This is a genomic window from Methylorubrum sp. B1-46 (assembly GCF_021117295.1).
Classification (GTDB): domain Bacteria; phylum Pseudomonadota; class Alphaproteobacteria; order Rhizobiales; family Beijerinckiaceae; genus Methylobacterium.
The window spans coordinates 2,393,803-2,414,103 of the sequence record NZ_CP088247.1 but is presented as its reverse complement, the minus strand read 5'-3'; the positions used below and the strand labels follow the sequence as shown (position 1 = coordinate 2,414,103).

The window sequence follows — 20,301 nt, the reverse complement described above, 5'->3', positions numbered from 1 at the left end:
CGATCCGCTTTCATAGAAGAGAGTCCCACATGGCCGCATCCCCCGCTGTCCAGCCCGCCAACGACCCGACCGATTTCGTCGCCCTGGCCAAGGACGCCGCCGCGGGCGCCAAGGCCCTCGTCGCCGAGGCGACCGCCCGCGTGAAGGCACGGGTCACGGGCCCCGAGGGCAAGCTCGATGCGGGCGCGCTGGAGCGTGAGCAGCACGCCGCCCACGGCCTGTCCTGGCTCGCCACCTACGGCGAAGCGGTGCGCGAACTCGCCGGCTATGCCGAGCGGCTGCAGGGCGAAGGGGCCTTCGGCGAGACCGAGGCGCTGCTCGTGAAGATCGGCGTCGGCGAGTATCTCGACCAGATGTTCGGCGGCATCCCTATGAGCCAGGGCGAGATCGTGCGCCCGACGGCGCTCGGCTTCACCAGCGCCGAACTGGCCTCCCTGCGCACGCCGGCTATCGACGCGGCGATCGCCGAGGGCAACACCCCGGCCAACCGCGCGGCGCTGGTGGCCAGGATCCGCGAGGCCACGACCTCGGGGGCGGCCACCATCGGCGTGTCGGGCCTCGACGAGGACATGGAGGCGATCCGCAGCGAGATGCGCCGCTTCGGCAAGGCCGAGGTGGTCGAGCAAGCCCAGGAATGGCACCGCGAGAACGCCTACATCCCGATGTCGATCATCGAGAAGATGGCGGAACTCGGCGTGTTCGGTCTCACCATTCCCGAGGAATACGGCGGCATGGGCATGCCCAAGGCCGCGATGTGCGTGGTCTCGGAGGAGCTGTCGCGCGCCTATATCGGCGTCGGCTCGCTGGGCACCCGCTCGGAGATCGCCGCCGAGCTGATCCTGTGCGGCGGCACAGAGGAGCAGAAGCAGCGCTTCCTGCCGGGCATCGCCTCGGGCGAGATCCTGCCGACGGCCGTCTTCACCGAGCCGAACACCGGCTCCGACCTCGCGAGCTTGCGCACCAAGGCGGTGAAGGAGGGCGACGTCTGGAAGATCACGGGCAACAAGACCTGGATCACCCACCCCGTGCGCGCCGACATCATGACCGTGCTGGTGCGGACCAAGCCCGAGGAGAAGGGCCATCGCGGCCTCTCGATGCTGATCGCGGAGAAGCCGCGCGGTGACGACGCGAACCCCTTCCCCGTCGACGGCCTCTCCGGCGGCGAGATCGAGGTGCTCGGCTACCGCGGCATGAAGGAGTACGAACTCTCCTTCGAGGGCTTCTCGGTGCCCGCCGGGAACCTGCTCGGCGAGGTCGAGGGCAAGGGCTTCGCCCAGCTCATGCAGACCTTCGAATCGGCCCGCATCCAGACCGCGGCCCGCGCCATCGGCGTGGCCCAGTCGGCCCTCGATATCGGCCTGCGCTACGCCGAGGAGCGGGTTCAGTTCGGCAAGGCGCTGGTCGAGTTCCCGCGCGTGGCCGACAAGCTCGCGATGATGGCGGTGGAGATCAACATCGCCCGCCAGCTTACCTACTTCTCCGCCCGCGAGAAGGACGAAGGCAAGCGCTGTGATCTCGAGGCCGGCATGGCCAAGCTGCTGGGCGCCCGCGTCGCCTGGGCGGCGGCCGACAACGCCCTGCAGATCCACGGCGGCAACGGCTTCGCGCTGGAATACCCGATCAGCCGCGTGCTGTGCGACGCGCGCATCCTCTCGATCTTCGAGGGTGCCGCCGAAATCCAGGCCCAGGTCATCGCCCGCCGACTGCTGGAGCAGTAAACCTTCTCAAGACATCACGACAGAAAGCCCGCCCGGTGTTGAACCGGGCGGGCTTTTTCGTTCGAGCCTGCCGGCCTGACGGACTACTTCGTGATCTTCACCGAGACCGGGTCGCTCGACGGGAAGGTCTCCTCCAGCGCCTCGTCAAGGCGCTCGTCCTTCTGGTCCTTCCGATTCTCCGCGAGTGACTTGTCGCCCTTGCCGTCCTGCTGGAAGCCCTTGGGCTTGGTCTCGTCGGTCGATTGCATCTTATCGGACACGGGTGGCCTCGCTGTCTGTCGTCCTGCGCCGCGATGCGGCTTCCAATCCGGACCAACGCGAGCGGGCCTTCCTGGTTCGTGACACGTCACGGTCCTGCGGGCGCCGCCCCGCGCAAGGATGTCCGCTCCGTCGCGCGCGGAGCGGGGCGCGCCTCGCGCATCACGACGCCGTAGACCTGCTCCAGCCGGTCGAGATGCGCGTCGACGCTGAGCGGGGCCGACCAGTAGCGCTCGTAGGCGCGCTCGGCCATGCGGGCCGCCAGCGCGTCGTCCGACATCCGGATCAGGTGGGCGGCGAGCGCGCCGGGATCGCCCGAGCGAAACCAGAACCCGTTCTCGCCATCCTCGACCGCCTCGCGCCCGGCGCAGGCGTCGGAGACGATGACCGGGCAGCCGCAGGCGAGCGCCTCGTAGACGGTGAGCGGCTGGCCCTCGTACCAGATGCTCGGGAAGACCAGCGCGCGCGCCCGCCGCATCAGGGCCTGCACCTCGGGCGCGTTCTTCCAGCCGAGCATCACCGCCTCGGGATAGCGCGCGCTTAAATCCGCGGCGCTCGGCCCGTCGCCGACGAAGACCGGGCGGAGGCCGGCCTGCCGCGCCGCCTCGGCGAAGATCGGCGCGCCCTTCTCGGTCGAGATGCGGCCGACGAACAGGAAATCGCCGCGCTCCTCGCGCTGCGGCGGCTGCCGCTCGACCGAGATCGGATTGTCGATCCGGTGGAACACCGTGCGGGGCGGCAGCAGCGGCGCGATCACCCGCTCCTGCAGCGCGCTGATCGTGACCACGTGGCGGAACAGGCCGGGCAGCCCGGCGACGTGCTCCAGGCCGAGATGGCGAACCACCCGCAGCAGCTTGCGCGGATAGGAACGCGCATCGCAATTCGTGGTGAGGCAGGCTGCCGACATCGGCGTGCGGTGGCAGATCCGGTCGGCCGGATATTCGTAGAAGCCGCCGTTCGGGCAGACGAGGAAGAACTCGTGCATCGTGTAGAGGCACGGGAGACCCGAACGTCGGATCGCCGTGCCGATCGAGGGCGAGAGCGCCTTGGCGAAGGCGTGGACGTGGACCAGCGTGTCGCGGGGATCGCACAGCCTCAGCTCCGCGGCGAGGCGGGCGGACGCGCGGGGGTTCCAGATCGCCTGGGCAGCGAAGGCGAGCTTGTTCTGGGTGGAGGTGATGTCGTCCTGCCCGAGGCAGATCACCCTTGCCCCGCTCTCGGCCAGCCGGGGATCGACCGGGCCGACCGCGGCGAAGACCGTGACCCGATATCCGCGCCGGCACAGGCCCACAGCCGAATCGAGGGCGACCTTGGCCTGGCCGCCGTTGATGTGAGCATGGTCGAGAACGAGGACGACGTGCACGGCGGCTCCCGACCCTTTCCCACGCGTCGTCGCAAGAGCCGGCAACCCGCTCTCGCGACAATCCGCGAACGATCCGCCCTCCGTTTACCAGCCGGCAGTTGATCGCCCGTAAACCCTTGCCGGTGGACGTTCGCCGCGCCGTCGCGGCCTCACTTGCGGAGCGCCGTCCTTGTCCGAGAACCGGATCCTCCCGCGCGAAGACGCACCCGCCTCGGGGCGGGACTCCGCGATGCACGTGGTGATCCTGGCCGAATTTGCCGCCGCCAGCGGCGGTGCCGAGAAGGTCGCCGTGGAATCGGCCCGCGCCCTGGCGGAGGCCGGCGCGGAGGTGACCTACATCCAGGCGATCCGCGGCCCCGTCGATCCGTTGCTCGACCATCCGCGCCTGCGGCGGCTCGAGCTCGGCCTGACCGACGTGTGGTCGCTGCCGGCCTGGCGCGGGGCCGCCTCCGGGATCTGGAACGGCGCGGCGGCCGCGCGCCTGGCCTCCGCGCTCGACGGCCTGCCGCGCGCGCCCGATTGCCTGCACCTGCACCAATGGACCCGCGCGTTCTCGCCCGCCGTGCTGCCGGTGCTGCTCGGCCGCGGCGTTCCGGTCGTGCTGACGCTTCATGACTATGCCCTCGCCTGCCCGAACGGCGTCGATTACCGCTTCGACCGGGCCGAGCCCTGCGCCCTCACCCCGCTCTCCGGCGCCTGCCTCGCGGCGCCCTGCGATCCGAGGAGCCGGCTGCACAAGCTGGTGCGCGTCGGCCGCTCCGCCGCTCTGCGGGTGGCGCTGGGGCGGGCGGAACTCGATGTGGTCCATGTCTGCGACGGCAGCCGGGCACGGATGGAGGAACGGCTCGGCGCCCTGCGCGTGCGGCACCACCGCATCGACAACCCCGTGCGGGTGGAGCGGCAGGCGCCGGCAGAGCCGGCCGCCGGCGATGCCGTCGTCTATGTCGGGCGCCTTACTCCGGAAAAGGGCGCGGACCTCATTGCCGAGGCCGCGCGCCGGGCCGGCCTGCCCGCGCTCTTTATCGGTGCCGGGCCGCTGGAGGCACGGCTGCGGGCGGAGGGCGCGGAGGTGCTCGGCTGGTGCAGCCCGGAGGCGGTCGCATCGATCCTGCGCCGCCGGGCGCGCGCGGTCTGCGCCCCCTCGCGCTGGCTCGAGACCGGGCCGCTCACCGTCTACGAGGCGCTGGCCCAGGGCATTCCCGTCGTCGCCTCGCGGCGCTCCGGCGCCGCGGAGAAGGTCGTGGACGGCCGGACCGGATTCGTCGTCGAGCCGGAGGTGGTGGCGCTCGCCGACGCATTCACCAGCCTCAAGGACGATGCCTCGACCGCCCGCCTCGGCCAGGAGGCCTACGACCGGTACTGGCGGGCACCGATGACACTCGCCGTCCACGCCCAATCCCTGCTGCGCCTCTACCGGCGACTGGGCGAAGAATACAGTATGCGGCAGTGCGGCATGGCAGGGCCCGCCGCCCTGCCCGCCTCCGCTCATGAAAGTGGCAGAACCCTTGGCAAGGGGAGCCTTTCGTCACTATAATGCCAACCATCGGATCGCATCGGAACAGGTTCCGGCGTTGAAATCTGAATTTGTAACAAAAGCATAAACGCCGGCGCGATGTTGGCCGGACATTGCTCATCGTCTGTCAGAAACTGTCCTTGACTTTTATGTTGCACCGCAACATACGAGGTGCGGGCCGGTTAGCCGCGGGGAGGCCTTCGAGGCTCCCCGAAACCGAAATCTCCCGGTCCGTCTGACAGGAGAGACAGATGAGCACCCAGAGCTTCGAGATCCCCGCCGAGTTCCGTGACTTTGCCGACAAGAGCGTCGACCAGGCTCGCAATGCCTTCGGCACGTTCCTGAACGGTGCGGTGAAGACCTCCGAGCAGCTCCGGAACTCGGCCTCGACCGTTCAGTCGACGCTGCATGCCGCGGTGCTCAAGAGCCTCGACCACGCCAAGGCGAACGCCGAGACCACCTTCGACTACGCGCAGCGCGTCGTGCGCGCGAAGGACCCGCGCGAGGCCTTCGAGATCCAGTCCGAGTTCCTGAAGACCCAGTTCGCCGCGTTCCAGGCCCAGGCCAAGGAATACGGTGCCCTCGCTCAGAGCGCCGCCCGCTAATCCGGTCTGGCTTCGGGCCACGGCGTCCACGGCGCCACGGCCTGTCGCGGGAGCACGAGGCGTCGAACCCGCACCGGCGGGCTCGGCACACCCCGTGCTCCGACGCTATGCTCCGCCCCAGCGCGCCATCGGGCTTCTGCAGCCGCCGTTGGAAGCGCGCTGAGGCAGAGGATTTCGAACGAGGAGAAGGCCCATGTCGTCGAGCCGCCGCAGAGGACGCCCGCCGGGAGCGCCCGCCAATCCCCAGCCGCCGACACTGACCGCGCCTCAATCCGAGGTCGCCGACGCGCTGCTGGCCGAGACCTCGGCCGATAAGGGCCAGGAAGAGGAGTCCCGGCAAGCCGAACAACAGCCTGAGACAGAGGTGACGGAAGTCCCGGCCGTCGAGGCCGCTGCCGAGCCGACGGCCGGGGATGATGCCGCGGAAAACACGGCATCATCCGAGGAGCCGGTCGCTGAGTCCGCCCCCGTCGAGGCGCAGGCCGCCGAGGACGACCGGCCGGTCGAGCCGCCGGCTCAGGATGCCGTAGAGGCCGCCGCCGTGCCGGACGAGGCACCCGTGGCACCACCCTCCCCCGAGCCGATCGTGTCCGAGGCGGCCGAGGCCGTGGCGGAGTCGGTGGAGACGGCGGTCGAGGCGACGAACGAGACACTCGCCCAAACACTGGCCGAAACCGCGCTGCTGCCAAGCCTTGCCGAGACCAAGCCGTCCGAGGGCGCCGCGCCGCGGTCGCACAACGTCCATATCGGTGCGAGCTTCGCCTTCGTGCCCAGCTTCGCGCCCATTACCGAGATCAATGCGAAGCTGTTCGCCTTCGCCCGCGGCGAGGGCGAGGCCGCCCTCGCGCACATCCAGGCGCTCGCCCGCGCCAAGTCCCCGGCGGAAGCGCTTCGGCTCCAGGTGACGGAGATGCAGCGCGCCGCCGACGCCTCTCTGACCTGCTTCAGCGAGATCGTCCGCAGCGCCAACCGCCTGAGCGACAGCGCCCACCCGCACTGAGGCCGGCGTTCGCGCATCACCGGGAACGATCGGGGCAGTCGTCCAAGGGGCGGCTGCCCTTTTCTTCGTCTGGCGCCCCCCGCCGCGCGGCCGGGTGAAGCGGGTGAGAGGGGTGCACGCCGGCCCCTCGCCCCCCGCCGCCGCGGGGTCTACATAGCCCGCACTGCTCCAGCGACCTCCGGGAGACCCCGCATGCCGTCCTCGCCGCTTCTGCCGGCCTGCCTCGTATCCGCGCTGCTCCTCGCCGCCGCGCCCGTCGGCGCGCAGATGGCGAACACGCCCGCAAAGCCCGCGCCCGAGAAGGCGGCGTCGGAAAAATCCTTGGACAAGGCGGTGCCCCTGTCGAAGGGCGAGATCCAGCTTTCCTTCGCCCCCGTGGTGAAGCGGGCGGCGCCCTCCGTCGTCAACGTCTACGCCTCGCATGTCGAGAAGCGCTCCGCGCGCTCCAACGCCATGGAGGAGTTCATGCGCCGCTTCTTCGGCGAGGATCGTCCGGGCCGCGGCCCCGGCGGCCCCGGTGGCATGCCCGGCGAGCGGGCGCAGCGCTCGCTCGGCTCCGGCGTGATCGTCGATGCCTCGGGCCTCGTCATCACCAACAACCACGTCATCGAGAACATGAACGAGGTGAAGGTGGCGCTCGCCGACAAGCGCGAGTTCGAGGCGCAGTTCGTGTTGCGCGATCCCCGCACCGACCTCGCCGTGCTCAAGATCAAGAGCCCAGCCGACATCGCGCCGATGCCGATCGGCGATTCCGACCATCTCGAGGTCGGCGACTTCGTGATGGCGATCGGCAACCCCTTCGGCGTCGGGCAAACCGTGACGCAGGGCATCGTCTCGGCGCTCGCCCGCACGCAAGTCGGCTCCTCGGACTACCAGTTCTTCATCCAGACCGACGCGGCGATCAATCCGGGCAATTCCGGGGGCGCGCTGGTGGACCTCAAGGGCCATCTCGTCGGCATCAATACGGCGATCTACTCGCAGTCGGGCGGCAGCCACGGCATCGGCTTCGCCATCCCCGCCAGCATGGTCCGCGCGGTGGTCGAGACCGCCAAGAGCGGCGGCAGCCTCGTGCGTCGGCCCTGGCTCGGCGCGCGAGTGCAGACGGTGACCCCCGACATCGCCGAGAGCGTCGGGCTCGACCGGCCGACCGGCGTGCTGGTGGCGAGCATGCAGGCCAAGAGCCCGGCGGAGGAGGCCGGCCTCAAGCGCGGCGACGTGATCCTCTCGGTCGACGGCCAGAGCGTCGATGATCCGGAAGCCTTCGGCTACCGCTTCGCCCTCAAGGGCATCTCCGGCACGGCCGATCTCGGCATCCTGCGCGGCACGAAGCGGCAGACGATTGCGGTCAAGCTCGGCCCGGCACCGGAGACGCGCCCCCGCGACAGCCTCAAGGTCCGAACCCGCACGCCGTTTGCGGGTGCGACCTTCGTCAACACCTCGCCCGCGGTGAGCGAGGAGCTTCAGGCGGATCTGCCCGAGGAGGGCGTGGCGGTGACCGCCGTCGAGGACGGCTCGCTCGCGGGCCGGGCGGGCTTCCGCAAGGGCGACGTGATCGTGGCCGTCAACGGCATGCCGATCGCCTCGACCAAGGATCTGGACAGGCTGACGCAGCGCAATCTCGGCCTGTGGGAGGTCGCGATCAAGCGCGGCGGCGAGGTGCTCACCTCGGTCTTCGGCGGATAGAGAATCGCCTCGGAAGGGATGGCCCGCTGTTCAAATCGGCGGCGCCACAACAGGACGCGAGCGTCCCCGCCGAAGCGATGCGCGGGATCTAACCGACGCGCAGGAAGCTGCGGGGCGGGGCCGTGCCCAGGACGGCACGGTTCCGGCCGCCTTGCTTAGCCGCGTAGAGCGCCCAATCCGCCGTTTTCAGAAGCGCCGCCTTCTCATCGGCCCGTTCGACGCTCATCCCGCCCCCGCTCACGGCGATGCCGACGCTGACCGTCACGATCCGGGCTCCGTCGCCGCGACCGGGATGGCGCAGGCCGAGCGCCGCGACAGAGCGGACGAGGTCGTCGGCGAGAGCGACCGCCTCCACCGGCCCGACATTTCTCAAGACCACGGCGAATTCCTCGCCGCCGTAGCGGGCGCAGAGGCTGTCGACGCGGCCAAAGGCCGAAGCGGCAAGGGTTTCGGCCACACGGCGCAGGCAGGCATCCCCCGCCAAGTGGCCACTGGTGTCGTTGAAGCGCTTGAAGTGGTCGATGTCGATCATCAGCACCGCCAGCGGACCGTTCTCCGCCAGCCAGGTGTCGAGGCAGAGATCGAGGGCGCGCCGGTTCGGAAGGCCGGTGAGGGCGTCGGTCTGCGACAGGTCCTGGAAGCGCTTGCGGGCGCGCTCGGCGATGTCGCGCAGCATCCGTGCGCGCAGCCCCAGGAGGTAATCGCGGCAGCGCCGCGTCTCCATCTGGTAGTTGGCGTAGAGACTGCACCCGCAGGTCGTCGCGAGTTGGAGGAACAGTGCACCCCTCAGCCCGTCCACGAGTTCGGTCTTCTTGGCGAGGACGAGAAGCCCGATGGCGAAGCTGACGGCTGTCATGATGACGGCCTGCGGAAAGCGCAGGGTGAGAACGATGTTCCCGAACAGGATGGCAAGGAGGATCTCGGCGAAGGAATAGGCCCCGAGCGGTGCCTGCGTGAGCCAGAACAGCATCACGGGCGGTAGAATCCCGCCGACCATCCCGACCAGCATCAGGCGCTCGCGCCGGGCTGCGCCGACCCGGCCGACCAACCAGACGAGCAGCAGCGCTAAGGGCGTGAATATCAGCAGGCGCGCGGCCAGGGCCCAGAGCGCGAGGTCCGGCATCAGGAACCAGCCGGTCACGTTGTAGACGTTGTAGAGCAAGATCCCGACGAGGGCGTTGCGGCGCAGGTCTGCCTCGCGCGCGCGGCCGTGCTCGCTCTCGTATTGCTCCGCCACCGACGGGCTGAAGCGCAGAATGCGATCCAGGTCGGTGGTAGCGTCAGCCGTCTCCCGGCTCGCAGGGGCAGGGTCCATGGGGTTTCGGGGCCTCTAATCGCTCAACCAGGGGTATCGCACCCGAGCGATAAGGAAGCGTGTCGAAGAACTCCCATTCGCTCTCGCTATCGGACGTTCTTGCCGGACGGGACGCTCTTCCCTGATCCGCGGGCACGGACTGTCGCATCGTCGGACACCCGAGGCTGCCTGCTGACATCCTCCGGCTGCCCTCTGCGGCCGAACCGTCGGTTCGAACGCGGCCCCCGTCTCGCGCACGGTAAACGCTGCGGAGGGACGAGGGACACGGTCATCACGTGCGCTCGCGCTCATACCCGATCCCGGCGCGACGCTAGGGTCGGAGCGAACTGGCGGAAGGAACGGTCCGTTTCCGATGTTTCGTCGATCCCGTGCGACGCAATCCGGTAACCGTACCAAGCAATCCGCCGGCAATCCGGCGTCCGTAGAACGGCTCCACACGAGAGCCGGAAGGGCTCCGAACGAGGGGCGGACATCATGCGGGACCTGTTCAAGATCGCGGCGGCCGGAACGGTGATGGCGGCCTATGCCCTGCTCGCCCCCTCGCTCGTCGAGGCGGTGCCGGGCCCGGCCGGGTCGGCCAAGGCCTTCACCCAGCGCCTGCCGCAGGCGGGCGGCGCGGTTCCGGTGAGTGCCCGGATCGACGGTGGAGCGCCGATTCCGGGACAGGTCGTGGTCACCCGCCGGCCGCTTCTGGTCGGCATCTCGGCGGGCGAAGCCTCCCGATGACCGCCGCCGACACACGTCTGCTCGCGGCGGCGTTCCTGCTCGGCCTCGGAGCGGCCGTTCTCCTCAACGCCCTTCTCGTTTGATTCGGTCTTCGCTCGATCAGAGCGGAGATCGGATCAACAAGCCGGCGCGGCGCTTGAGCGAAGCCAAATCCGCCATCCCGAAGGGATCAACCGGATTGGGTTGACGTCCCTCGATCGGGCCGGGTGTTGCGGACGCTTGTCAGGCCGCGACGGTGGCCAGGGCGTGGCGGTTGCCGTGCAGGCCGGCGCAGAGATCGTCGATTTCAGTCAAGTCGAGAGCCTCGCCGCTGCTGGCGGCGATGGTGTCGATCAGGTCGTCCTTCCGGGGATCGAACGGGTGACCCTGCATCCGGTAGAACTGGTAGTAGCGCAACGCCGCCAGAAGCGTGTCGCGCTCGCGGGCGGTGACGGTGAGGTTCTGCGTGGTCATGGGCTTCCCCTTGGCTTGCAACGAACGCTCAGGCGGAACCGCGCGCGACCCGCCGAGCTTGACCGTTGTAGCCGCCCCGCGGCAGCCCCGTCTATGACATGTGGAGGCATCGGGCGGTTCAGCGCCCTCGGCTCACCCCGACGCCGTTCCGACCCTTGGCCCCTTGGCAGACGCGGTCGCAGGGACCGGCGGAAGGCCTTCGGCTAACCCGTAATAGTCCTCCAGAAGCCGCGGATAGGTGGTCGGCCGGAACGGTGTGCGGGCGGCCCAGAGCGCGTCGATCGGCAGCGCCAGCAGGGCTGCGTTCAGCCGTTGAGGATCGTCGGCGAGTGCCGGATCGAGACGGTGGCCCTCTCCGCTCATCCGCAGCCGCTCGGCCTGGGCGCCGAGATCGAACACCACCGGCGGCACCCCGGCCGCGAGCGCGAGCGAGAGCGTGTAGCAGTAGGTTTCCGGCGAGATCGAAGGGAACAGCACGATATCGGGATCGAGGCGGGCGATGTGCGCCAGCGCCGCGGCATCACCACGGTAAGGGCCGGTCTCGCGCACGCCCGCGATCTCGATGGCCCGCGGATCGGTGGATCGGCCGATGATCGTGATTTCGATCGGGAGGTGCCTGAGTCGGGCATCGAGGGCGAGATTGTGGATCACGTCGAAGCCCTTCTGCACGCCGATCGACCCGAGCACCGCGACTCGCAGCGGCCCTTCCCGGCGCCGACGCGCCTTGAGTTCGACGCCGGTCAGCGTCTCCTCGTGCGGGCGCAGCACGATGGTGTCGAGGTGGAGCACGGTGCCGATGCGGCCGGCGAGGTCGGCCGACGGCGCAAACACCGTGCGGGCTCGGTCGAGGAAACCGGCCCAGATCCGCCGCCGCTTGGCGGGATCGGGCAGGAGGATCCCGTCGGCGTCGTGGTCGAGGCGGATGCAATCGCGGCAGGCGTCGGGCTCGGCCAATCCGCAATAGACGCCCTCGGGCCGCACGAGGTTATTGCGGTGACAGACCGAAGCGTAGTCGTGCAGCGTCACGTCGTAGCCCACACCCGCCTCCTCGATCAGCCGCATCGCCACGCGGGTCGACGGCGCGTCGAGCCCCGCCAGCGAGTGCACATGCACCATCGCCGGGCCGAGCCAGCCGATGAGTTCGGCGAGCAGATCCGCGTCGCGGTCGAGGGAGAGCGGGTCGAGGATGGAGACGGGAAAGTCGATTGCGCTTCCTTCGGGCAGACCGAGCTTGAACCCGCCGGGCTCGTCGGTGCGCAGGTAGACGGCAGTGAGCCCCGCCTCGGCCAGCCGAGAACTCAGCCGCTCGATATGGGTCTCGACGCCGCCACCGAAATCGTGGGTGACGATGAGGGCGAGGCCGCGCCCGGCACTGGCCTTTGCGCGCTTGGCGAAGCGGTAGAGATCGAGGCGGTGCCGGGCGAAGCGGGCGGGATCGACCTCGATATGGTTGTGGACCCGGCGCTGGTAATCCGGGTGCTTGGTGAGGAGCGCGCGAAGGATGTCATCGCCCTTGGTCGCGAGCAGCGTGCCGAAGGAAACGCTGCCGGAATGGAACACGAAGATGTCGTGGGCCAGGAGATTGATGAAGCCCGCCTTGAGGGCGCGCATGCAGAAATCGTTCTCCTCGCCGTAGCCGCGCCCGAAGGTCTCGGCGTCGAGGAGGCCCACCGCCGCGATCGCCTCCCGGCGCATCGCCATGCAGAAGCCGACGCCCGTCGGCACCGGCGAGCTGGTGCGGGCATTGCAGGCGCGGGTAAAGGCGTCGATCTCGGCCGGCGTGATCTCGAGCTGGGTCTGATTGTCGACGTTCGGCCGCGGATAGCTGCAGATCGTGGCATTGTTGGAGAACGGCGTCACCGTGGCGACGCGGGGGTCGGCGTCGAGGTGCCAGAGTAAGCGGTCGAGCCAGTCGCCGTAGACGACGATGTCGGCGTTGAGGAGCACGACGTCCTTGCCCGCCGCCCGCTCCAGTCCGCGGTTGCAGGTGCGCACGAAGCCGAGATTCTCATCGTTGACGAGGTGGGCGAACAGGCCGCGACCGGCCAGCTCGGCGAGCGCCGCACTCAGCCGCGGGTCGGGGCTGCAATCGTCGATGACGAGGAGGGCGAATGAGGCGGCCTGCGGGGCGCTCAACACCGCGTGGATCGCCCGCAGGGTGTCGTCGTAGCCTTTGTAGACGGGCATGATCAGCACGGCCCGCGCCGAGGCGATGTCGGCGGCGGGCCGCGCCCGCTCCCACTCAGCCGGCGTCGGCGCGACCTGGGCCGGCCAGGTTCCGAGACCGAACGGCGTCGGCCGGAAGCCGCGCGCCCGGCCCGCCGCCAGATAGTGGAAGAACGGGTTGACTCCCGCACCGACCTCCCGCCGGTAATGCTTGCGGTAGAACCGCACCGAGAAGTCGGGGCTCGGGTCGCGATCCTCGCGGGCGCCGAAATCGAGGAAGTGACGGACCGGATCGACGCCGGAGCGGCGGATGTCGGGATTGGTGTCGAGATAGTGTTCGCCGTCGAAGGCGGCCGCGACCGTCTCGTAGATCTGCGCATCGGAGGCCTCGGCCGGGTCGGCGGGCAACGACGCCGCCTGCGGCTTGGCGCGCCGCTTGGGCGGAACGGCGGCCTCCGAGGCCTGGAGCCGCCGCGTCGCGGCGAAATGGTAGAGCGGGCTGACGCCGAGGCGCCGCATATGGGCGTGGCGCTGCAGGTAGGCATCGCCCGAGAAGGCGTCGCTCGGATCGAGCCCGCGCCGCCAGCCCTTGGACAGGTAGTGGGCGAGCGGGTCCTCTCCCGCCTCCAGACCGGCGAGACGGGCGTAGTACGGCGCATCGAAATAGGGTTCGACGACGCTGGCCTGGAGTGCCGGGAAATCCGGGCCGGGCTGCGTCGCGACCCGCAGCCGCTCGGCTGCCGACAGGCCGGCATAGTGCAGGAGCGGGTTGACCGGCGCAGCCTCGGCGAGGTGGCGGTCGAGGTAGAACAGGGTCGAGAACACCGCGGACGGGTCGCGGCCCTCGAGCCAGCCGTGATCGAGGTAGTGTCGGAGCGGATCACCCCCGCCCGCGGCCACGTCGGGATAGGCGGAGCGGTAGAAGGCGGGATCGAAGAAGGGGGCAGCGGTCGCGGCGTCGCGGCGCTTGGGCCGAAACAGCTTCGGCAGCTTGATCACGACCAGATCCCTCGAAAACGCAGTTGGGCCGGGCCCCGCCGCCGGCCTCGGCCCTGCGCTCGGTCCCTTGGCACACATGGGAACGAAGTGTGGCGTGGCCGGGGCGAGCCTGTCCCCATACAGCATCGCCCGAACGATGGGCTGGCTCTCATGAAACGGACATGCGCACAGGGATCCGATGGCGCAGACGGGGTGGCCCACGCGAGAATGCGCCCGAACCCCTTCCCCCGTGACGGGGTTCGGCTCTAAGAGTGCCTGACAAAACTCCCGATCACCGTACGGTTGCTTTCCGTGCGCGTCGGCGCAGCGGGCGTTTTGCGAGAGGCACTCAGCATCGGTGCCGCCTCAGGTGCGATCAGCAGTGCGGCATGGCCCCGGGAGGGCACGATTTCGGACGGTCTCTGGTCATCGGTGCTCGGCCTCGTCGCGGTCATTGCACTCGTCTTCGCCAACGGCTTCTTCGTCGCGGCGGAGTTCTCCCTCGTCGCGGTGCGGCGCAGCCGGGTCGCCGAACTGGTCAACGAGGGGCGGGCCAACGCCCGGGCGCTCCAACGCGCCACCGATCGGCTCGACGCGCATCTCGCCGCGACGCAGCTCGGCATCACCCTCTCCTCGCTGGCGCTGGGTTGGGTCGGCGAGCCGGCGCTCGCCCACCTGATCGAGCCGCTGTTCCAGTGGCTGCCGGATGGGGCCGTCGGCATCACCACGCACACGCTGGCGGTAGCCTTGGCCTTCGCCGTCATCACCACGCTGCACATCGTGCTGGGTGAACTGGCACCCAAGAGCCTCGCCCTCCAGCGCAGCGAGCGCACCGCGCTCGTGATCGTGCGGCCGCTCACCCTGTTCCTGTTCATCTTCGGCCCGGCGATCCACCTCCTCAACGGCCTCGGCAACGGCGTGCTGCGCATGCTCGGCCTGCGGCCCGGCGAGGGCGAGGGGCATCTGCCTTCGCCGAAGGAACTCAGCCTGCTCGTCACCGCGAGCCACGAGGCGGGCCTGCTGCACGAGGCGCAGGAGGATGCGGTGGCGCGTATCCTCGCCATCGGCGAGCGGCGCATCCGCGAGATCATGACCCCGCGCAACGAGGTCGACTGGGTCGATCTCGACGACAGCCAAGAGGAGATCATCGAGGCGGTGCGCGCCTGCCGCCACGAGCAGCTCGTGGTGAGCCGCGGCCAGATCGACGACGTCGTCGGCGTGCTGCGCAAGCAGGATCTGCTCGACCAATTCCTCGACGGCAAGCCCCTCGACGTGAAGGGGGCGACCCGCGAGCCCATCGTCGTCCACGAAGGGCTCGCGATCCTCAAGGTGCTGGAGATGTTCCAGACCAAGCCCGTGCGCATGGCGATCGTCGTGGACGAATATGGCAGCCTCGAAGGCATCGTCACCCAGACCGACCTTCTGGAGGCGATGGCCGGCGAGATCCCCGAGCCCGGCGAGGAGCGGATGGTGGTCGAGCGCGAGGACGGCTCGCTGCTCATCGACGGCATGATGTCGGCGACCGACGCGTTCGATCGCCTCGGCCTGCCGGAGCGTCCGCGCTCGGACGACTTCTCGACGCTCGCCGGCTTCGTCATCGTCCAGCTCGGGCGTATCCCGACGGAGGGCGACAAGATCGAGACGCAGGGCTGGCGGATCGAGGTTGTCGACATGGACGGGCGGCGCATCGACAAGGTGCTCGCCACGCGCCTGCCGGAGGCCTGAGCTCATCCATCACAGCGATGCCATGACCCGTAACGTCTTCGTCCTCACCGGTGCCGGGATCTCCGCCGAGAGCGGGCTCGGCACCTTCCGCGACACGGACGGCGCGTGGGCGCGTTTCGACCCGATGCGGCTCGCGACGCCCGAGGGCTTTGCCGCCGATCCGGTGCTCGTCCACGACTTCTACAATCACCGCCGCCGCGATGCGCGCGCCGCCGCGCCCAACCCGGCGCATCAGGCGCTCGCCCGGCTGGAGGCGGGATTGGCCGAGAGTGGCGGCCGGCTGTTCCTCTGCACGCAGAACATCGACGACCTGCACGAGCGGGCGGGCTCGCGCCACGTCGTCCACATGCACGGCGAACTCCTGAGAGCCCGCTGCACGGCCTGCGGCGCGGAGCCGGTCTGGCACGAGGACCTGACCGTCGAGACGGCTTGCCCGCATTGCACGCGCGAAGGCGGGATGCGGCCCGACGTGGTGTGGTTCGGCGAGATGCCCAAGCACCTCGACGCCATCGACGAGGCGCTGGCCGAGGCCGACCTGTTCGTGGCGATCGGCACCTCCGGCGCGGTCTACCCGGCCGCGGGCTACGTCGCCCAAGCTCGCGCCTTCGGCATCCCGACGCTCGCGCTCACCCTGGACGAAGCCGACAATGCCGGGATGTTCGAGGCATCCCGGCTCGGGCGAGCGAGCGAGACGGTGCCGGCCCTCGTGGACGAGATCTTGGGCAAGGCAGCCTGAGCGTCACCTCCGTCATCGCGCGGCGAAGCCGAGGCAATGACGGCAGCGTCTACCGCTGCGGCCCGTAGGGCGGGCGCGGGATCGCCCGGTGCGCCGCCCTGAGCGCCGCCGACCAGCGCTCGCGCAGATCGTGGAAGTAGCTCTCGCCGGCCTCGATGCGGTGGCTCACTTCGAGGTCGAGATGGCCGCGGCGCTGCACGGCGATGTCGATCGGCAGACCGACGCCGAGATTCGAGCGCATGGTCGAGTCCATCGAGACGAGGCCGACCTTCAGCGCGTCGTAGAGATCGGTCTCGTAGGTCACCGCCCGGTCGAGGATCGGCTTGCCGTATTTGTGCTCGCCGATCTGGAGGAAGGGCGCCTCGCGGCTGCACTCGATGAAATTGCCCGCCGAGTAGATCATGAACAGCCGCATCGGCTCGTCGCCGATCTGTCCGCCGAACAGGAACGAGACCTCCAGGCGCAGGTTCGCCGCCTCGAACCCCGCCTGCTCGATCTCGCGGACCCGGCGGATCGCCCGGCCGACGAGTTGGGCCGCCTTGAACATGGTGGCCGCGTCCTCGAGTTTGGGCGGCGTCTCGCCCTCGACGTCGTCCACGCCCTCCCGCAGCATGCTCAGCACCGACTGCGTCATCGAGAGGTTGCCGGCCGAGGCCAGCATCATCACCCGCTCCCCCGGCACGTTGAACATGTGCAGCTTGCGGTAGGTCGAGATGTTGTCGAGCCCCGCATTGGTGCGGGTGTCGGCGATCATCACCAGCCCGTCCTCGACGAGCACTCCGACGCAGTAGGTCATGGCGGTACCCGCCTCAGGCGAAAAAGGCCCGGGAAACCGGGCGGAACGAGGCGGCTCGCTTCGCACGTGCCGCGCGCAAGCCGCAAGACAACTTTTTCGAAGCCGATCCGCTGGGGCCGATGACCCGGCTCAGCCCTGGGTTTGGCTCTGGCTCTGCTGGCCGCGCGCTTGGTGCGGCGCCTGCACCTGCTCGACCCGCAGGGCCACGTCGAGGGTTTCGATGCCGCCGCCCATGCGGCTGCCGCGGATCGGCGCGGCGCCGAGATAGTCGAGGCCGACGGCGACACGCACATGCGCCTCGGTCGCCGAGAGGCCGTTGGCGGGGTCGAAGCCAATCCAGCCGAGTTCCGGCACCAGCGATTCCGCCCAGGCATGCCCTGCCTTCTGGTCGTCGCCGCCGTCGTCGCGGCGGAAATAGCCGGAGACGTAGCGGGACGGGATCTCCAGGTGCCGGGCGGCGGCGAGGAAGATGTGGGTGAGGTCCTGGCACACCCCCTTGCCCGCCTCGAAGGATTGAGCGGCGCTGGTGCTCGCGCTGGTCGGGCCCGGCTCGAAGGTCACGGCGTCGTGCACGGCGGCGAGAAGCCGGTGCAGGGTCGAGAGCGGACCGCGCTCCCCCTCCCGCGCGACCTTCTCCGCGAAGGCCTTGAGTTCCGGGCTCGCCTCGGTGAGGGGCGTGTCGCGCAGGTAGAACAGGTCGGGCAGGCGCTCGACCGCGCCGCGGATGATGCCGCTCGTCTCGAAGGTCTCAATCTCGCCGGTCACCCGCACGGTGAGCGCGTCGGTGGGGTCATCGGCGGTGAACCAGTGCACGAGGTTGCCGAAGCCGTCCTCGCGGGCGGTGAGCCGCCCGTTGACCGAAGGCTCGATCCGCCACTCGCGCACGTGCTGCCCGTCATGGTCGCGCGGTGTCAGCCTCAGGATCTGAATGAGGCCGCGGGCCGGCTGCTCGTAGGTGTAGACCGTATCGTGGACGATCCGGATGCGCATGCCTTGATCCTGCCGGGCTGACTCGCGGCAAGCTAGGGCAAGGGCGACGATTTGGAAATCGGGCGGCTTGCTCAAAGCGTTGGCAGGACGGGTGTTCTCGTCCGGGCGGCTGTGGCGCATCGGTGCGGAGCGATGCCGCGACGCCACCGTTCAGAGGCGGCTCGGAGAGGGACTGTGCCCGGCGCACCGTAGCCGAACAGGTCCGCATGCCTGTCTCGACCAAGCCCTGCCCTCGGCAGGGCCGGCACCGCCCCGGAACGGTATCGCCTGGCGCATCGTTTCAAGCGCCCGAGCCCACAGCTCAGCGAATTGAGAGACGGCCCGACCAGAAAACTCTATCGCGCCACCTGAACTTCTCGCATCGCATTCACCTCAGGGCCACGGCCCGACGGTGAATTCTTGTCTTAACAGCATAATTTACGCGTTAATCTGCCGTTCAGCGGAGGATTTTGTTCGATACTCGTGCAATTTTCTTGGAACGGTCCTCCCGAACTCTCCGTTTCTGGTCCCGCAACAACCGAAACACTCGGAGGAAATGATGCTCAAACACATTCGTGTCGCGGCGCTTGCCAGCACCTTCGTCATTGGCGGCGCGGCTCTCGCGCTCGCTCAATCGTCCTCGACGACCGGAACCGGCGGCTCCTCGGCGGGTGGCGGCACCAGCTCCTCGACGGTCGGAACCGGTGGCTCCTCGGCCGGCTCGGGCGGCGGCTCGGGCTCGTCCTCGACGCTCGGCACGGGCGGCTCCTCGGCGGGCGGCGGCACCAGTTCCTCGACGGTCGGAACCGGCGGCTCCTCGGCCGGATCGGGCAGCGGTTCGGGCTCCTCCATGGGCACCGGCGGGTCGTCGGCCGACAAGAGCGGCAGCGGCTCGTCCATGGGCTCGGGCGGCTCCTCATCCGGCAGCATGGGCAAGTCGGGCGGCGCTCCGGGCCATGACAAGAGCGGCCCCGGCAATTCCGAGAACGCACCGGGCCACAACAAGCGTTGAGCCTCGTCGGGGGTGACGGCGCGGGCGCGGCTCTCAAGGGCCGCGTCCGCTTCAGCATCTGAGGAGAGTCGCACCATGGCACGCGTGATCCTGCCGCTTCTCGGCGGCGCAATCGCCCTCGCCGGCATCGCCGCGAGTCAGGCTCAGACCACCACCGTCCAGAGCGGCCCGAACGGCGTCTCGGGCAGCACGACCGTCACCACCGGCCCCAACGGCAAGCCGTGCCGGGTCGTCCACTCGGACGAGGCGAACAGGACCGGGACGCTGTCGAGTTCGGTCACGGCCGGCCCCGACGGGGTGAAGAGTTCCACCACCGGCGGCCCCTCGGTGACGACGCGCTCGGGCGACGGCACGAGCAGCAGTTCGGCCGCGAGTTCGAGCGGCGGCGGAAGCACGATGACGACGACCGGGGACGGCGACTGCGTGGTCACCGTGCCGAGCAACAGGAAGTGAGGGTCCGATGAGCATCACCAAGACGATCATCAAGCCGGCGACAGCGCTCGTCGCCCTCGGTCTCGCGCTCGCCCCGGCGCTGGTCCAGGCGCAGGGCGGCAGCGCGACGGCGGGCAGTGCCGGCTCGGCGGCCTCCGGCGGCACCTCCGCCTCGACCGTCGGCACCGGTGGCACCTCGACGGGCGCGAACGGCGGCACCGGCTCCTCGCTGGCGACCGGCGGCGCGGCCGCCGGCGGCAAGACCATGAACCGCTCCCACGTGAACGAGACCGGCCAAGGCGGCCTCAACGGTCAGTCCAAGTCCATGGCCCATGACGGTGGCACGTTCTCGAAGTCGCAGACGAAGACCAAGGTCCGCGACGGCGAGAGCGTCGAGTCGCGCACCAAGACCATGTCGCACGAGCCCGGCTCGAAGCCGGTGAAATCCACGACCACCACCGGTTCAACGACCGGCCAGTAAGACCGGACCGACCGCGCCGTCCCGGTTCCGCTCCACCCGCTCGCAGGAGGCCCGATGCTTCGTAAACCGACCCTGACCCTTCTTTCGGTTCTGGCATGCGCCGCCGGCATCGTCGGAACCACCACGGCCGCCATGGCCGACCCGCCCTGGGCGCGCGGCGGACGCGGCCTCCACCACGGCGGCCCTCCACCCTGGGCGCCGGCCCACGGATGGAGGCGCAAACACGAGTACGGCGGCCATTACGGCCGATCGTATCGCGGCTCCCGGTACGGCGAGCGGCGCTACGGCGGCTATGGCGGGTATCGGTACTGACCCAGATCAGGCTCGCGCCGCAGCCGACGCCTTGGCTCCCGCGCCGATCCGCTGCGATCG

At 69.6% G+C, this 20,301-nt stretch carries 19 protein-coding genes; 10 read left to right on the top strand and 9 right to left on the bottom strand.

The window, feature by feature from the left end:
- Positions 1–29: 29 nt before the first annotated feature.
- Positions 30–1,718 (top strand): acyl-CoA dehydrogenase family protein, encoded by a 1,689-nt coding sequence (locus LPC10_RS11290; RefSeq protein ID WP_231346745.1) that lies wholly within the window; start codon positions 30–32, stop codon positions 1,716–1,718.
- 83 nt (positions 1,719–1,801) lie between these two features.
- On the opposite strand, the gene LPC10_RS11285 is transcribed toward LPC10_RS11290, so the two are convergent.
- Positions 1,802–1,978 carry a hypothetical protein gene (locus tag LPC10_RS11285; protein ID WP_231346744.1) on the bottom strand — a complete coding sequence of 59 codons (177 nt, stop codon included), beginning with the start codon at positions 1,976–1,978 and terminating at the stop codon, positions 1,802–1,804.
- A gap of 86 nt (positions 1,979–2,064) precedes the next feature.
- A complete protein-coding gene (locus LPC10_RS11280; RefSeq protein ID WP_231346743.1) occupies positions 2,065–3,339 on the bottom strand; it encodes a glycosyltransferase family 4 protein in 1,275 nt (424 codons plus the stop codon).
- Between the two features lie 229 nt (positions 3,340–3,568).
- Here LPC10_RS11280 and LPC10_RS11275 point away from each other — a divergent pair, with 229 nt between their 5' ends.
- The 4 genes from LPC10_RS11275 to LPC10_RS11260 all read left to right on the top strand — a co-directional run bounded on the left by LPC10_RS11275 (position 3,569) and on the right by LPC10_RS11260 (position 8,140).
- Positions 3,569–4,873 (top strand): glycosyltransferase, encoded by a 1,305-nt coding sequence (locus LPC10_RS11275; protein ID WP_231346742.1) that lies wholly within the window; start codon positions 3,569–3,571, stop codon positions 4,871–4,873.
- A 230-nt stretch (positions 4,874–5,103) separates the two neighbouring features.
- Complete coding sequence (locus LPC10_RS11270; RefSeq protein ID WP_108940139.1) at positions 5,104–5,457, top strand: phasin; 354 nt, start codon at positions 5,104–5,106, stop codon at positions 5,455–5,457.
- A 193-nt stretch (positions 5,458–5,650) separates the two neighbouring features.
- A complete protein-coding gene (locus tag LPC10_RS11265) occupies positions 5,651–6,457 on the top strand; it encodes a phasin family protein (RefSeq protein ID WP_231346741.1) in 807 nt (268 codons plus the stop codon).
- Between the two features lie 192 nt (positions 6,458–6,649).
- Complete coding sequence (locus LPC10_RS11260) at positions 6,650–8,140, top strand: DegQ family serine endoprotease (protein ID WP_231346740.1); 1,491 nt, start codon at positions 6,650–6,652, stop codon at positions 8,138–8,140.
- An 88-nt stretch (positions 8,141–8,228) separates the two neighbouring features.
- On the opposite strand, the gene LPC10_RS11255 is transcribed toward LPC10_RS11260, so the two are convergent.
- Positions 8,229–9,455, bottom strand: coding sequence for a GGDEF domain-containing protein (locus LPC10_RS11255; protein ID WP_231346739.1), 1,227 nt, complete (start codon positions 9,453–9,455; stop codon positions 8,229–8,231).
- A gap of 474 nt (positions 9,456–9,929) precedes the next feature.
- Between LPC10_RS11255 and LPC10_RS11250 the strand changes: the two genes are divergently transcribed.
- The gene (locus LPC10_RS11250) at positions 9,930–10,181 is read left to right on the top strand and encodes a hypothetical protein (RefSeq protein WP_231346738.1); all 252 of its coding nucleotides are present in this window, start codon (positions 9,930–9,932) and stop codon (positions 10,179–10,181) included.
- 222 nt (positions 10,182–10,403) lie between these two features.
- On the opposite strand, the gene LPC10_RS11245 is transcribed toward LPC10_RS11250, so the two are convergent.
- Both LPC10_RS11245 and LPC10_RS11240 read right to left on the bottom strand, forming a co-directional pair.
- Positions 10,404–10,634 carry a hypothetical protein gene (locus LPC10_RS11245; RefSeq protein WP_231346737.1) on the bottom strand — a complete coding sequence of 77 codons (231 nt, stop codon included), beginning with the start codon at positions 10,632–10,634 and terminating at the stop codon, positions 10,404–10,406.
- 132 nt (positions 10,635–10,766) lie between these two features.
- A complete protein-coding gene (locus LPC10_RS11240) occupies positions 10,767–13,799 on the bottom strand; it encodes a glycosyltransferase (protein ID WP_231346736.1) in 3,033 nt (1,010 codons plus the stop codon).
- 489 nt (positions 13,800–14,288) lie between these two features.
- On the opposite strand from LPC10_RS11240, the gene LPC10_RS11235 reads away from it, so the two are divergent.
- Entirely contained in the window at positions 14,289–15,503 is a 1,215-nt protein-coding gene (locus LPC10_RS11235) for a hemolysin family protein (RefSeq protein ID WP_370644720.1), read from the top strand.
- Positions 15,504–15,525: 22 nt separating this feature from the next.
- Positions 15,526–16,239 (top strand): NAD-dependent deacylase, encoded by a 714-nt coding sequence (locus LPC10_RS11230; RefSeq protein WP_231346735.1) that lies wholly within the window; start codon positions 15,526–15,528, stop codon positions 16,237–16,239.
- A 49-nt stretch (positions 16,240–16,288) separates the two neighbouring features.
- Here LPC10_RS11230 and LPC10_RS11225 read toward each other — a convergent pair whose 3' ends face one another.
- From LPC10_RS11225 to LPC10_RS11210, 4 genes are all read right to left on the bottom strand, one after another.
- A complete protein-coding gene (locus LPC10_RS11225) occupies positions 16,289–17,035 on the bottom strand; it encodes a peptidase (RefSeq protein ID WP_231346734.1) in 747 nt (248 codons plus the stop codon).
- A 129-nt stretch (positions 17,036–17,164) separates the two neighbouring features.
- Positions 17,165–18,025 (bottom strand): transglutaminase family protein, encoded by an 861-nt coding sequence (locus tag LPC10_RS11220; protein ID WP_231346733.1) that lies wholly within the window; start codon positions 18,023–18,025, stop codon positions 17,165–17,167.
- 609 nt (positions 18,026–18,634) lie between these two features.
- Positions 18,635–18,904 (bottom strand): hypothetical protein, encoded by a 270-nt coding sequence (locus LPC10_RS11215; RefSeq protein ID WP_231346732.1) that lies wholly within the window; start codon positions 18,902–18,904, stop codon positions 18,635–18,637.
- Between the two features lie 255 nt (positions 18,905–19,159).
- A complete protein-coding gene (locus LPC10_RS11210; protein ID WP_231346731.1) occupies positions 19,160–19,459 on the bottom strand; it encodes a hypothetical protein in 300 nt (99 codons plus the stop codon).
- 17 nt (positions 19,460–19,476) lie between these two features.
- Between LPC10_RS11210 and LPC10_RS11205 the strand changes: the two genes are divergently transcribed.
- Positions 19,477–19,929 carry a hypothetical protein gene (locus tag LPC10_RS11205; RefSeq protein ID WP_231346730.1) on the top strand — a complete coding sequence of 151 codons (453 nt, stop codon included), beginning with the start codon at positions 19,477–19,479 and terminating at the stop codon, positions 19,927–19,929.
- 54 nt (positions 19,930–19,983) lie between these two features.
- Positions 19,984–20,241 (top strand): hypothetical protein, encoded by a 258-nt coding sequence (locus LPC10_RS11200; protein ID WP_231346729.1) that lies wholly within the window; start codon positions 19,984–19,986, stop codon positions 20,239–20,241.
- Positions 20,242–20,301 lie beyond the last annotated feature (60 nt).